At 61.6% G+C, this 13435-nt stretch carries 15 protein-coding genes and 1 pseudogene; 10 read left to right on the top strand and 6 right to left on the bottom strand.

Annotated elements, in window-relative coordinates:
* The first annotated feature begins 192 nt into the window (after positions 1-192).
* Positions 193-534 carry a low molecular weight protein tyrosine phosphatase family protein gene (locus tag ACZ5BO_RS15805; RefSeq protein ID WP_025128241.1) on the top strand — a complete coding sequence of 114 codons (342 nt, stop codon included), beginning with the start codon at positions 193-195 and terminating at the stop codon, positions 532-534.
* A 150-nt stretch (positions 535-684) separates the two neighbouring features.
* Here ACZ5BO_RS15805 and ACZ5BO_RS15800 read toward each other — a convergent pair whose 3' ends face one another.
* Entirely contained in the window at positions 685-1884 is a 1200-nt protein-coding gene (locus ACZ5BO_RS15800) for a PrpF domain-containing protein (RefSeq protein ID WP_464700906.1), read from the bottom strand.
* A gap of 422 nt (positions 1885-2306) precedes the next feature.
* Here ACZ5BO_RS15800 and ACZ5BO_RS15795 point away from each other — a divergent pair, with 422 nt between their 5' ends.
* The 3 genes from ACZ5BO_RS15795 (at position 2307) to ACZ5BO_RS15785 (ending at position 6625) form a co-directional block, all read left to right on the top strand.
* Positions 2307-2894: an AidA/PixA family protein gene (locus tag ACZ5BO_RS15795; RefSeq protein WP_025128239.1), complete on the top strand. Its 588-nt coding sequence runs from the start codon at positions 2307-2309 to the stop codon at positions 2892-2894.
* A gap of 356 nt (positions 2895-3250) precedes the next feature.
* Entirely contained in the window at positions 3251-3694 is a 444-nt protein-coding gene (locus ACZ5BO_RS15790) for a hypothetical protein (protein ID WP_256244326.1), read from the top strand.
* 219 nt (positions 3695-3913) lie between these two features.
* The gene (locus ACZ5BO_RS15785; RefSeq protein WP_464700903.1) at positions 3914-6625 is read left to right on the top strand and encodes an AAA domain-containing protein; all 2712 of its coding nucleotides are present in this window, start codon (positions 3914-3916) and stop codon (positions 6623-6625) included.
* A 166-nt stretch (positions 6626-6791) separates the two neighbouring features.
* On the opposite strand, the gene ACZ5BO_RS15780 is transcribed toward ACZ5BO_RS15785, so the two are convergent.
* The gene (locus ACZ5BO_RS15780) at positions 6792-7691 is read right to left on the bottom strand and encodes an alpha/beta fold hydrolase (RefSeq protein ID WP_025128237.1); all 900 of its coding nucleotides are present in this window, start codon (positions 7689-7691) and stop codon (positions 6792-6794) included.
* Here ACZ5BO_RS15780 and ACZ5BO_RS15775 point away from each other — a divergent pair.
* Entirely contained in the window at positions 7686-8063 is a 378-nt protein-coding gene (locus ACZ5BO_RS15775; protein WP_464701434.1) for a hypothetical protein, read from the top strand. The two genes, ACZ5BO_RS15780 and ACZ5BO_RS15775, sit on opposite strands and share 6 nt — an antisense overlap.
* A complete protein-coding gene (locus tag ACZ5BO_RS15770) occupies positions 7996-8616 on the top strand; it encodes a LysE family translocator (protein WP_464700901.1) in 621 nt (206 codons plus the stop codon). The genes ACZ5BO_RS15775 and ACZ5BO_RS15770 overlap by 68 nt, the downstream gene beginning before the upstream one ends.
* A gap of 168 nt (positions 8617-8784) precedes the next feature.
* Here the strand turns inward: ACZ5BO_RS15770 and ACZ5BO_RS15765 are convergent, their stop codons facing one another.
* The 3 genes from ACZ5BO_RS15765 to ACZ5BO_RS15755 all read right to left on the bottom strand — a co-directional run bounded on the left by ACZ5BO_RS15765 (position 8785) and on the right by ACZ5BO_RS15755 (position 10255).
* The gene (locus ACZ5BO_RS15765) at positions 8785-9408 is read right to left on the bottom strand and encodes a DUF2239 family protein (RefSeq protein WP_464700899.1); all 624 of its coding nucleotides are present in this window, start codon (positions 9406-9408) and stop codon (positions 8785-8787) included.
* Positions 9409-9518: 110 nt separating this feature from the next.
* Complete coding sequence (locus ACZ5BO_RS15760; RefSeq protein WP_464700897.1) at positions 9519-9731, bottom strand: DUF3079 domain-containing protein; 213 nt, start codon at positions 9729-9731, stop codon at positions 9519-9521.
* 71 nt (positions 9732-9802) lie between these two features.
* Positions 9803-10255, bottom strand: coding sequence for an Lrp/AsnC family transcriptional regulator (locus tag ACZ5BO_RS15755; RefSeq protein WP_346632693.1), 453 nt, complete (start codon positions 10253-10255; stop codon positions 9803-9805).
* A 243-nt stretch (positions 10256-10498) separates the two neighbouring features.
* On the opposite strand from ACZ5BO_RS15755, the gene ACZ5BO_RS15750 reads away from it, so the two are divergent.
* The 4 genes from ACZ5BO_RS15750 (at position 10499) to ACZ5BO_RS15735 (ending at position 12997) form a co-directional block, all read left to right on the top strand.
* Positions 10499-11116, top strand: coding sequence for a LysE family translocator (locus ACZ5BO_RS15750; RefSeq protein ID WP_464700894.1), 618 nt, complete (start codon positions 10499-10501; stop codon positions 11114-11116).
* Positions 11117-11432: 316 nt separating this feature from the next.
* Positions 11433-11741 (top strand): YecR family lipoprotein, encoded by a 309-nt coding sequence (gene yecR / locus ACZ5BO_RS15745; protein WP_077933985.1) that lies wholly within the window; start codon positions 11433-11435, stop codon positions 11739-11741.
* A gap of 204 nt (positions 11742-11945) precedes the next feature.
* The gene (locus tag ACZ5BO_RS15740; RefSeq protein ID WP_464700892.1) at positions 11946-12347 is read left to right on the top strand and encodes a hypothetical protein; all 402 of its coding nucleotides are present in this window, start codon (positions 11946-11948) and stop codon (positions 12345-12347) included.
* A 95-nt stretch (positions 12348-12442) separates the two neighbouring features.
* Positions 12443-12997 carry a UPF0149 family protein gene (locus ACZ5BO_RS15735; protein WP_464700890.1) on the top strand — a complete coding sequence of 185 codons (555 nt, stop codon included), beginning with the start codon at positions 12443-12445 and terminating at the stop codon, positions 12995-12997.
* A gap of 96 nt (positions 12998-13093) precedes the next feature.
* Here the strand turns inward: ACZ5BO_RS15735 and ACZ5BO_RS15730 are convergent.
* Positions 13094-13429: pseudogene (locus tag ACZ5BO_RS15730) on the bottom strand (hypothetical protein); the annotation flags it as partial.
* Positions 13430-13435: the final 6 nt, after the last annotated feature.

The following is a 13435-nucleotide window of genomic DNA, read 5'->3' as shown; positions in this document are numbered from 1 at the left end:
ACGGTTGCCAGGCAAATGCACCTGACCAATGAAAGCGCCCGCCTCCTCAATAAGGGCTGGACAGGGCGTAAAAAGCCCCCAAGACTTCCATCCCCGCTCAATCACCCCCTGAACCGAACAAGCAGCCGGTAACCCGTTCGCCAGCCGTGAAGAGCATCACCTCGACCTTATCTGCCATGGAGTGCACCCGCCTTGCTCAACGTTCTGTTTGTCTGCAGTCAGAACCGCCTGCGCAGCCCCACCGCCGAACAGCTGTTCGCCGACTGGCCGGGCATCGAGACCGCCTCGGCGGGCCTCAACCACGACGCCGAGGTGCCCCTGGGCCCGGAGCTGGTGGAGTGGGCCGGGCTGATTGTGGTGATGGAAACCCGACACCGGGAAAAGCTGCGCAAGCGTTTCAAGGCACAACTGCGCGAGCAGCAGATTGTGTGCCTGAACATTCCCGATGATTACGACTTCATGGACCCGGAGCTGATTCAGTTGCTGCGCCAGAAGGTTCCGCAGTTTCTTCCCGATATTGCCGAGGCTCGCTGATCTGCCGTTGATATTCAGGGCCCCGCCGGAGCTGCGGGTGGAATTGAAGAGGCTCGGCTAGGCGTTCCCCGCCAGCCCCGGGAGCTTGCCTCGCCGTTGCCGCAGGCGCCTCGTCGATTGACGGATCGCTGGCGACGCCTGCGCCAGCCGCTACAAGGAGCCGAGGGCGGCGATCAGTTCGGGCGAGGCGTTGTACAGCGGTGTGTGGCCTTGCAGCAGAATCTGCGCGCTGCGCCGGTAGGCCGCCCCTTCGATCAGCAACTGCGCGCCCTCCAGACGGGCTTTGACCAGGGTCTGCAGAACCCCCGCCGGGTTCTCGATGGCAACCCGATGCTCACCCAGGGTCGCTCCCAACCGAGGTACTTCAGCCAGCATCCGCTGGGCCACGGTACCAGGCGCCAAGCACGCCGCCGCCAGGCAGCAGCCCCCGGACACCGCCAGGGACGGATGGGCGTTCTGCGGGGTGAAGTAACGGGTGGCGATGTCGCCGCCCTCCCGGGCCGGGCTGACCATGCAGATCTTCGGAATGGTCTCGCTGCGCCGCAGGTCGTCGGCGCTCATCAGGCCGCCATCGCGCCGGCGCAAGCCCATGCGCAGGCCGCCCAGCACCATCAGTTCCAGCAGGCGCGCCTTGAACTGCGGGTCGGCGTCCAGTTGCGCCGGGGTTTCCTCGCCGCTCTTGCCCAGATCCGCCGCAAGGACGATGACCATGGGCACCGCCACATCGATGCAGGTGGCGGCGATGCCGTCGAGCACGTCCTGCGCCTGCCCAGTGGGAAACAGCGTCCCGGTCTTGGCCCCCACCGGGTCCTGGAGAAACAGGTCGACCCCGGGAAACACCCCATTCACCCCCGGGATGCGCGTGTCGCTGAGCAACTGCCCGTGGGCGAACCCCAGGCGGGCATACAGGGTGGTCCGGGTGTTGCTGTTATAGATCTCGATCTGCCCGCTGTCCCCCTCGGGGGTCAACCAGCCCCGTTGCCAGGCATACAGCGGCAGGGCCGCGGACATGTTGCCGCAGTTCACGCTCCAGTCGATGGCGCTCTTACCCGCCGCCATCTGCGCCAGGGTGCTGATCATTCGCGACTCGCCCGGGCGACGCTCGACAATGAACACCTTGTTGCTGGTGGGCCCGCCCCGGCCGAGGCCGGTGATCTGGTTGTTGCCCGGGCACTCGCCCTGCAGCGGTACGCCCATCAAGTGGCGCAGCAGCTCTTCCACCAGGGCCTCGTCCTCGGGCAGCGCCTCCCGGGCCAGGATCAGGCCGGTGGAGGTGCCGCCACGGGCGTGGCACACGGGGAACTGGGGGATGCCGGCAGGGCTGGAACGGTGCTCGGGCAAGTCTGACATGGTCGGCGCGTCCGTAATCGGTGAGCAGCAAATGCCGTTGCCCAAGCTCAAGGGGCAATGGCGAGCCATGATAAACCGCGGCGGATGATCCGTGTGGCCGCCTGCGGCTCCGTCGTGCCGGGCACAGCACGCAACCGGGGCCCGACCCAGGCCACCTTGGCGGCGCGCCCGCTCCAACGGCCTCTGCAAGGCCGGCCCGCCGCGGAACACGCCGCTCGTCTTCTTCAGGTTTTTTTACCGCAGCGTCATTTGACTAACGGTCTTGGGGATCTAGATTCCACTCGCGACTGCATGGAAGTGCATCAAGCCCGCCGTCGGCATGCCGGGCCAGCGTACTGATGCTCGGTGGTCGCGTCCCGCAAATGTGAGAGCCACCGCGCCTGGGCAACCCGGGCCTCCAACGCGACAGCAGGGAGCTGGACATGAACGACAACATCCTGGACATCATGATCACCATTGATGTGGACACCATCCTCAACAGTGAGGGCCAACAGTTCGACAACAACGTGTTCCATATCCAAAAGACCGACTCGACGAAACCCACCCACCTCTATGACTACACCAACTCGTCTGGGCGACTTTCCACTCAGGCAATTTATATGGTGGCCCGGCGCAACGAGACCAACCAGATCTCCGAGGGGACCGATGAACTGGTGGTCAACGTCCACGAGGGCGACCATATTCGCTGGCGAACCACCAGCCTGTCCAAGGGGCTTGACTACGCCGTGCTGCTGTACAAGTACAAGCAGTCCGACCCGCCGGTGACCGATACCGACCTGGACCATGTGCAGAACGTCCGAGCGCAGGTCCTGGACCAGACGCCCCTGCCCATCATCGACGTGAACAACCCTTCCGGCCCCCCCATCGCGCAAGTGGTAAGGAACTTCTACTGGGAAGGTGACGCCATCCGCCAAGGCAGCATTACCTACACCTGGGCCTTCATGATCGTTGACCGCGACAACAAGGTCGTCGGTTACTGCGATTGGGACCCCTATATCAACATCAGCTGATCAGGGTTGCCCCTCTCCCTGCCATGGCAGCGAGAGGGGCTTGCCGCGGTCCTGCGCTGCCTCTTTGCAGTCTTTACGCTGCAGAAGCTTCGCCCGCCCTTGACCCGCCACGCTGGCTATTACTCACCGGGTAGGGAGGCATCAAGCTAGGTTCAAGCAAGCCTGATAAAGGGCAATGTAGAGTTTTCTTAGAGACGTCTATCGTCCAGAAACAGCCGTTTAGAGTATGCAACGTCATTTCACCCCATTCGCCTGTCGTAGGTGGAAAATCACCAGTCCCAAGCTCAGACTGCAAAGCAGCTAACTGGAGCGTTGCCGCGAGCCGATCATTGACTCATTACCGAGGTGAAAAAGCCATGAAGCGGACTTCCAGGCTGTTATCCGTGTTATTGGTGCTCTTCACGCCTATCAGTTTTGCCAATAAGGCTGCAGGCGTATTTCTGCCAATCGAAGCGTCAAGTATCAATCACACCATGCGTAAGGATGCAGCCATGAGTCGTTACGAAGGCAAACCTTTTCTAAAGCTATTGGATTTTTACGTTCTGAAATCCATCGGCAGGATTGAGCCAGAGCAGTTGAGCGCCTTGGCTCAACTGGAGCCCAAACTACGCGAGACTTATGCCACCCAGGGAACGTGGTTTGAAATAGTCGCCGAGCAGATGGATCTGCCAAATGACTTTCCCAATCGTATCCATGCCAAATGGGATTCCTATTCCAAATACATGCAGCAGAATGGATTGACTGCCGACCCAATGGTGTTCACCTACCAGTTTGTAGATACCAACCTGATCACCCATTAAGACGTCCGCTTTGGGGCTGACTTCGATCATCCGAGCGGAAGCTTCGGGTCGCTAGCTGCCATTTGCGATGGGCTGCTCTGGGCAGGAAGCACAGAAGATAAGCAAACCCATGAACCGGGTATCGACCCTGCACGCAATGATGGCAATATGATTGCTCTTGGAGAAAGTAGCATTCGGCGCGAGACGAAGCCGGATGTCATGCGCATAGGGATATGAAATATGGCTTCGATTCAGGTGGATGGTGAGGACAAGACTGAAAAGATCAACGACTGGGCGATCCGCTGGAGCGACAAGTACGAAGCCCTGGAACTGACCTGTCACTTCCCCTCCCAAAAAAAATACACCCGCCCGCTCATCAACTGCCAAGTTTCGCCCACCCGCGAGTTGACCCATGTATTGCTGCACAAGCCCGGCAGCTCGATCGTCACGCCCATTGCCAAAGCTACGATTTACGGCGAGCGATATGCCGTCGTGCACTACCCAGGCACCAAAAAGCCCTATGTCTACAAGATGGACGGTATCGGCTTTACCGCCCCGACATCGATGAAGGAAACGCCGGCCTTCCGCTATTTCACTACCGTGGCAAATACCCGACAGGATCACGCTGAGTCAAAGACTGATCGTGAAATTGCCAGCAATGTGGTGCGCCAGCTCGAAAAACTGCCCGCCATCGCTGGCACTGCCTTGCAAGCCTATTGCACGGGGCGCAACGGCACGCTGGCGCCGGGTCAGGGGCTAATCTATCCGTTCGGACTTAACGAGAGTCAGCTACAGGCGGTCGAGCGGGCGTTCAGTGCGCAAATTAGCGTGATCGAAGGCCCGCCAGGGACCGGAAAAACCCAGACGATCCTCAACATCCTCGCCAATGTTTTGTTACGTGGGCAGACGGTAGCGGTGCTGTCCAACAACAATGCTGCCGTGGAAAACGTCTACGAAAAGCTGGAGAAATACGGCCTGGGCCACTTGGTCGCCAAGCTAGGCAGTAAAGACAAACGTCAAGCCTTCTTCGCCGACCTGCCTGTGTGGCCATCAAGCGCACCCGAGCAGGCACCGTCCCTGGATGAGATCCAGGCGTTGCTGACCCGCTTGAAGCAGCACCTGCAAGACCACAACAGGGCGGCACAACTGCAAATCGAGCTGGACGAGTTGATCATTGAGCGGCGCTACCTGCAGCAGTGGCAGGCGGAAAGCGATGTGCAGGCCACAGGCCCGCTCGACAAGTACGGCCTGACACCGCGCAAGACTGCGGACCTCATGGCCTACCTGGCTTACCTCGGCGAGCAGCGCATTCATCTCAAAGACCGCATCGAGCTACTGTTCAAATTCAGAATTTTTCGTACCAAACCCTTCGCCGAGGGCGAGGCGCGCATGGCCATTTTCCATGCACTGCAGATGCACTACTACGACAAATCGCTACGGGACAAGGAAGCGGAGCTGCGGGCGTGCCGTGAATCGTTGGCACACGCGAATTTCACGGCCCAGCTGAAAGAACTGACAACAGCATCGATGCACCATCTGAAACAGCATCTGCAACTTCAGGTACCGCCGTCGGACAGCTTTGATGTCAAAACTTACTGCCGGCATTTCGATGCCTTCGTGCAGCGCTTCCCTATCCTGGGCAGCGGCACGCACTCCATCGTCAATTCGATCGCGCCGGGAGCGGTCCTCGACTACGTGATCATCGATGAAGCCTCTTTGCAGGATATCGTGCCGGGCATCCTGCCACTGGGCTGCGCCAAGAACCTGATTGTCGTTGGAGACAACCGCCAGTTGCCGCATATCCCTGTGGTACTGGGGCTTCAAGCGCCCGCCGAGGCCTACGATTGCGAGCACTACAGCCTGCTGGATTCGTGCATTGCCGTGTTCCAGGACACGCTGCCCAGAACTCTGCTGAAAGAGCATTACCGCTGCCACCCCAGGATCATCCAGTTCTGCAACCAGCAGTTCTACGACAACGCACTGGTGCCGATGACCGAGGACAAGGGCGAAGCCCCCCTGCGCCTAGTGGTGACAGCCAAGGGCAACCACGCCAGGAAGAACACCAACCTTCGGGAATTGGACTCCCTGCTGAAGGTGCTGGAAGACGAAGGGCAGCCCGTCGGAATGGACAGCGAAGGCCGCGGTTACATCGCCCCGTTCCGGGCGCAAGTCAACCTTTGCGACACGCACTTGCCGACGGATTTCATCAAGGACACCGTGCACAAGTTTCAGGGGCGCGAATGCGACGAGATCGTCTTCTCCACCGTACTGGACAAGAAGCGCTACAACCAGGCGCAAACACGCCTGGATTTCGTCGACGACCCACGCATGATCAACGTGGCAGTTTCGCGGGCCAAGCATCGCTTCACTCTGGTGACCGGCGACGAGGTGTTCACTGACAACAATGGCCACATCGCCGCGCTGATCCGCTACATCAGCTATTACGCGCAGGACGAACAGGTCGTACGCGCGCCGGTGGTGTCGGCATTCGATTTGCTCTACCGCGAGTTCGACCAGTCTCTGGTACGTTTGGACGCCCGCCTGCGGCCCGAGGATTCACGCTACAAGTCCGAGCAGATCGTGGCACAGTTGCTACGCGAAGCGCTGTCAGCCCCGGCGTGCCAGGCATTGAAATACCACACACAGATCCAGCTGGATAAGCTTGCATCGCCGGGCAGTCTCGACTGGACGGAGCCCCAGCGGGCGTTCATGAGGCGCGCCAGTTGCGATTTCGTGATCTATTTCAAAGTGGGCAAGAAACCGATAGGGGTGATCGAGGTCGATGGCGGGTACCACGACCGCCCCGTGCAGGCAGCTCGGGACGCCATGAAAAATGAGATTTTGGCTAGAAGTGGCATTCCTATTCTGCGGCTGCGGACCGTTGAGAGTGACATTGAACGGAGAATTGACGACTTCGTCGGGCAGTGGGCTGGTCCTACCCATGGCGCATAGGCACGGGGTCAGAGGCCGTCATTGGCTGACGGTGGCAATCGACCCATACCTGTCATTCGTGAGCGACAACAGTCGGCCAAAAACGGACGGTCGGTGACCTGCAAACACAGCGACGAGGCCTGTGCCCTTCAACGGTGATTCATCACTCTAGCCACCCAGCCACCGCTCAGGGGTTCAGATACTTGATGACAGCACCGGCAAACAGCTCTGGCTGATCAAGCATGATGAAGTGAAAACTGCCGTCAATGCGCCTGAAGCTGATGTTTGGGGTCGAGGCATAGGCGTTACGGAACATTGCATCAATCTGGGATGCCTCTACGCCGTAATGCAGGTCGTAGGCATAGACGACCTCGACCGGCACCTTGATGCGTCCAAGCTCAGGCCGGAGGTCGGTAACCATCAGTTCATACATCGCATCGGCCATAGTCTTTCGGTCCGAGTTTATCCCCGCTGCGACCAGGCTTGGTCTGGCCGCTTCGGTTTTGGCGAGACGGGCGATGGAGGCCTGCTGCATGGCGTCCACCTGCTCAGGCGTTGCCGCTAACATTGCATCGCGCATCGCAGCAGCATGCGGCGCCGCCGTTTCACTGGTCGCGGAGGGGTCAAACAGCAACGTATAAAAGGGCATCGCATCGACAATCATCAGGCGTCCCACTTGATCGGGATGACGAGCACCTAACATCAGCGCCACCTCACCACCCAACGAATGACCGATGATGACAGGCGCCTCGATGCGCTGGCTGCGGATGTATTCAGAGACAGCTTCGACCGTCGGCGCGATTACTCGACCGTCTGTATTGGTTACAGCAGGTGAGCCAGCAAAACCAGCTACCTGTACGAGATGGAGACGGTGGCTCTGCCGTAATCTGGAGGCCAAATCAGCCCATACTTCGTAGGACGACGCAAATCCTGGAATCAAGATAATATCTGTTCCCGAGCCTTGTACCAGAACCGAGATACCACCCTGCTTGACAGTGCCTGTGGGCAGAGGCGCAGCCTGGATCGGCGATGCAGACAGCAGCACCAGCGTGGTGACAACTCCGGCAAGGATCATTCCTGCATGCATGGCATTCTCCTTTTCGTGCAATACGAAATGACACTTACGATGCCAAGGTTGCCAACTGCAACGATGGAGAGGCCATTGAGCGGGTTCATAGCCATTCCTTTGACCGAAAAAAAATCATTGCCACTATACGGCGCACAAAAGCATCAGAAAACTATCCCCGCATGCAATCCTTGGTGCCTGCTTCGGATCGAAGCGGCCACTCTGCACCAGAGATTCAAGCTGCGCATCCATCACCTAAAATTGTTCAACCGCCCCTTCATCTCTTATTCTCAAGACCTGACCTGCCACCGCCCGCCGGAGCCCCATGAACCTCGCCACCCTGACCTTATTCCTACCGGCCTGCTTCGCTCTGAACATGGCGCCCGGCCCTAACAATTTGCTGTCCGTGAGCAACTCCACCCGCTACGGCTACCGCACGTCGTGCCTGGCAGGCGTCGGTCGCCTGTTGGCGTTCGCCGGGATGATCGCCCTCACCTCCGCCGGGCTGGCGGTGGTGTTGCAAACCTCGGAGTTGTTGTTCTACGGGATCAAGATCCTCGGGGCCTCCTATCTGTTTTACCTGGCGTATCAACTGTGGCGGGACAATCCGCAGGCGAAGTCTGAGTCGACGGCGGCCAAGGCAGGGTTGTGGGCCCTGGCCCGCCAGGAATTCCTGGTGGCGGCAGGCAACCCCAAGGCGGTGCTGATCTTCACGGCGTTCCTGCCGCAGTTCGTCGACCCGGCGCAACCGGTAGGCGCGCAGTTCCTGGTGCTGGGGGCGCTGTTCCTCGGGCTTGAACTGATCGCCATCAGCGCCTACGCCTACATGGGCCTGCACATGCGCCGCTGGTTCGCCGAACCCCGGGGCAAGCGCCTGTTCAACCGTGGCTGCGCCGTGCTGTTGTCGGGGGCGGCCTCGGTGCTGCTGATGGCCCGTCGCGGCTAGTTTGCCCAGGCCAACAGCCCATGCCCCCAAGCACCAAAGCACGGCGCCTGGGGGCTGGCCAGAAACCTCCAACGCCTGGCCACTCGCCCCCGGCCACCGCAGCCTGAAGCGCAGAGCCCGGCTGGGCGCTGTGGCAAAGCCTTGGCCTGGCGATGCATCACTGCCCGGTCACCGTGCGCCGGCCAGGCGCAGGGCGTAGTCGCGAATATCTCCGGGCCAGAGCTCAATGCACTGTTGCAGGCGCGCAAGGTCCGCGGCGAACAGCGCCCGGGTGGCCTCTTCATAACCGGGCAGATCGCCGCCCATGGCCAGCATGAACTGGTAGGCCGCCTCTTGTGCGGCCCGTTGGCGCTGCGCTCCGGCGCCATTGCGGCGCGCCTCATCCACCAGCCGGCGCAGCACCGCCGAGGCACCGCCCGGCTGCTCGGCCAACCATTCCCACTGGCGCGGCAACAGGGTCACTTCCCGAGCGATGACCCCAAGCTTGGGCCGCCCCCGCCCCCGGGGCGCTGCCTCTTCACTCTCGATTGGCGCGGCGGCGGGCTGACGCGGGCGATAGCGCCCGTTGCCAGGCGGCGGCGTGGCGGCCAGGCGCTGATGCACGTCCTCCACACTGCCTCGCAGGTCGAGATCGACGACCCGGCCGCTGGCATCGTCGAACACCAGCAACGGCTGCGGCGTCGCCTCTTCGCTGGCACGCTTGACCGCCAGCGCCACCTCCAGCAACGGGCCGGCCGCCAACACCTGCTGGGCCTGGAAAGCGGTAACGGGTTGGGCGAGGAAATCAGACATGGCAGTAGCCTCAGGGAAACCAGGCTGAATATTACCCGGACATTAATCAAAGACTCAATATCACCCGGGTAATATTAAATGCACGGACCGTCAGCGCCGAAAAACGCCGGCTACTCCGCCGGTTTCGGCGCCGGCTCACTGTCGGCGGGTGGCTCGATGCCCCAGTCGCCGTCCAGGTACCAGTCGTCCCCGAACATCTCCGCCGGGTGCATGGTGCGGTCCGAACCGTTGCCGCAGGCCAAGGCATTGGCCGCGCAGTAGCGGTCGCAGCCCCAGCAGATTCGCTCGGGGTGCTTGGGGTTCAGGGGAAAGGGCTTGGCCATGGCGGCTCACGGAACCTGGATGGAGGAGCCTGCAGCTTAAAACCCCTGGGGCCTTCGGCGCTTGATCCCGATCACAACGGCAGGGTGCGGTCCTGAATCACCTGCTTCATCACCAGGGTCGAGGTCAGACGCTGGACGTTGGGCAAGGTCGACAGGCGTTCGTCGTACAGCCGCTGGAACGCCGGCAAGTCGCGGGTGATCACCTGCAACAGGTAGTCGGGTTCGCCAAACAGCCGCTGCGCCTCGACGATCTGGGCAATGCCCTGCAAGGCGTTTTCGAAGGCCGCCACCGCCTGGTGATCACCTTCGCGCAGGGTGACGAACACCATGGCCGAGAAATTCAGCCCCAAGGCGCTGGGCGCCAGTTGCGCGCGATAGCCGAGGATCACCCCGGACTGTTCCAGTGCCCGCACCCGACGATGGCACGGCGACAGGCTGAGGCCGACCCGATCCGCCAGGTCGGTGACCGACAATCGGCCATCAGCTTGCAGCTCGGCAAGAATCTTCTGATCAACTCGATCCATTTAGATAATTCTCCCCTATCCAAGATCAACACTTGGAATATTAGAGAAAATATCCCCCTCGATCTTCAATATTCTTTCTCCGAACCTTCAAGCCACTGTTCGCATCGCTGTTGCGCGGCGGACGACCACCTGATGCCCGTGAGAAAGCACCATGCACTCCCCCTTTGGCAAACCGCGCTTGCCGCTAAACCTAGCGACGCTGCACTTCATCCACGCCACCTGCACCCGCTCGAGGTAACCGCCATGGAACCGAGCATGCTGGCCGCGTTCTGGGCGGTGTCGTTGTTGTTCGTGATCACCCCCGGCGCCGACTGGGCCTACGCCATTTCCGCCGGGCTCAATGGCCGGGTGGTGATTCCCGCGGTGTCCGGGCTGCTGAGCGGGCACCTGCTGGCAACCCTGGTGGTGGCCGCCGGCGTCGGCGGGCTGGTGGCGCGCTATCCCCTGGCCCTGTCAACCCTGACCGTGGCTGGTGCCGGTTATCTGCTATGGCTGGGTATCGGCCTGCTGCGCCATCCGTCCACGCCCCAGGCCGGCGCAGCCCAGGCCGACGCTTCCTGGGCGCGCTGGTCGTTCAAGGGCCTGTGTGTCAGCGGCCTCAACCCCAAGGTCTTCCTGCTGTTCCTGGCCTTGCTGCCGCAGTTCACCAGCCCCACGGCCGCCTGGCCAGTGCCGCTACAGATCCTCGCCCTGGGCCTGTTGCATGCCGTCAGCTGTGGGCTGGTCTACCTGCTGGTGGGTTTCGGCTCACGCAGCATCTTGCAGGCGCGGCCGGTGGCAACGCTGTGGGTCAGTCGCCTGTCGGGCGGGTTGATGATCCTGATTGCCCTGGTGCTGCTCGCGGAACAGCTCCTGGCTTGAGCCATGCCCAGCTTCAGAAAACGGGCCGCGCGAAGGCTGCCAGGCTTGCGCCAAGCGCTGTCCCAAAGCCTGCCGACTGCCAGCCTGGTGCCCGACGGGCCATGCCATCACCGGTGCCACTAGCCCATTTGTGCTAATCGACCCCAGGCATCCGCCGCCGCTATAGTCCCCCGCCCCCCACAGTGTTCCCCCGTACCGCTGCATGGCGGTGCCCGGGCTCTTTGCGTCTTGAAAAACCATAACAGGCAGGAACGGGCCCGATGCACCCAAGCCTTGCCGAACGCTTCGCTATTCTCTCAAAGGACTGTTTTCAATCATGAAACTCACCATCACCAGCCTCCTCCTCGCCGCTGTCGTGCTGACCGGTTGCGCCACTCCCAAGCAGTGGGAAGCCACCGGCGGCAGCAAGAATGACGGCGTAGTCCAGCTGTCCTATGAACAGGGTCAGTTCGAAGACGGCCAGAGTTCGGCGGCCCAGGGCCTGAGCGCCGCAACCGAACGCTGCAAGGTCTGGGGCTACAAGAGCGCAGAGCAGTCGGGCAGCGAAAAATCCGTCTGCCGGACCATGGGCCAGTACAACTGCCTGCAAACCACCGTGACCCAGGACTACCTCTGCAAGCGTTGACTCAACGAGCCTTCCCCGGCTCCCGAGCCTATCCCCATCCTGCAGCGCCTCCCCGGCGCTGCTGCTCACGGTGTTACCAGAACGGTCACCCCCCCGTTGCGCCGTGACCCGAAAAGGACCCTACGGACCAGGCGGGGAAACGGATGTGGGCCGACTGCATAATTTTCTCTGACAGCTTCTGCTGGGTCGCTATTATGGATCACCATGAACCCCAGCCCAGCCACCCGCCAACCCTGTCCGCCCGGCGCCTGCATCTGCGAGCGCGAGCAGTTGCTGGACACCCCCGGAGCCGACCTGCGCATCCTCAATCTGACGCGCCAGGAGGAAAAGCGCCTGCTCGAACGCCTGGAAAACCTCAAGGACCTGGCGGACCTGGAGCACATGCAACGGCGGATGTACGAGCAACTGGGCATCCGCGTCGACATCAACCCCAGTGACCATGGGGTGCGCAGCATGCGCGGTATCGCCATCTCCCTGGGCGAGCTGCCCGGGCTGTGCCGCAAGACCCGGCAATCGATCCCGGCCGCCATCCGCCGGGCCATGGAGCAGCGCCCGGAAATCGCCTACCGCCTGCTGGACTCCCAGGACCTGTTGCGCGGCACCTGAATGCTGCGCTCTCAGCCGTCAGGCTGGCCGCTCAAGGCTTGCAGCCTGGCGCCTGAACCCGGAAACTTGCCGCTGCTTTTTCCAGGACCTCTCTCATGCAAAACACCCCACTGAACGCCGCCGACTTCGAAGCCCTCGAAGACACCCTGCTCAAGTACGGCGACGACCACTCGGTACTCAACCCCTGCGAGCTGGACGGCTACTTCACCGCACTGGTGTCGGGCCCGACCCAGGTCGACATCGCCGAATGGTTCCCGGGGATCTGGGGCGGCGAGAACCCCAACTGGGAAACCCCGGAGGAATGCCGGCAGTTCATCGATCTCTGTGTGCGCCACATCAACACCCTGGCCGAGCAACTGGCCAGCGATGCCCAAGGCTTCCACGCACGTTTCGAAACCACCGAGCACCAGGGCCAGAACCTGCTGCTGGCCGAGGAATGGTGCTTTGGCTACCTGCGCGGGGTGGCGGTGGGCAACTGGCCACAGATGCCGGCGCCACAGACCGCCTGGCTGCAGACGATCATCGACTGCGCCGAGCAGGACAACTTCGAACTGCCGGCCGATCTGGACCTGGACCAGCATCGCCAGCAAGTCGCGGCCATCGAACCGGCAGCGCGGGCGCTCCACGACTACTGGCTGACCCAGCGCTAAGCTCCCGCCAAGGCAGGATCCGACCGATAAAAACGCCGCTGGCCCTCCCCGGGCCAGCGGCGTTTTCATGCCTGCCATAAGGTGCTGCGCAGGGGGTTACAACAACTGGCGTTGCACCGCTTCATCCAGGGTGCTGCGGGCCAGTTCCTGGACCACGTCGCGGGTGTCCTGCTGGAAGGGAATGGCGACGATCAGCAGCAACTGCATCCAGGTGCGCACCGACTCGCTCTTGCGAATCCGCCCCAGCTCCTTGCCGGCCTTGTCCTTGAACACGGTTTCCTGGGTGAAGGTGTTCTTCGCCATGGACGGAATCACGAAAAAGGTCGCGCCGGTGATGATGGCCGAAGCCAGGCTGAACTGTTCATTGCGCTACAGGGTGGCTTCGGCATAGAGGTCGGCTTCGACCTTGTCGGTGCCGCCCCGGGAAAGGCGGCACAG

This window comes from Pseudomonas sp. FFPRI_1 (assembly GCF_055384485.1).
The sequence above is the reverse complement of the archived record's forward strand: the minus strand, read 5'-3'. Positions and strand labels throughout refer to the sequence as shown.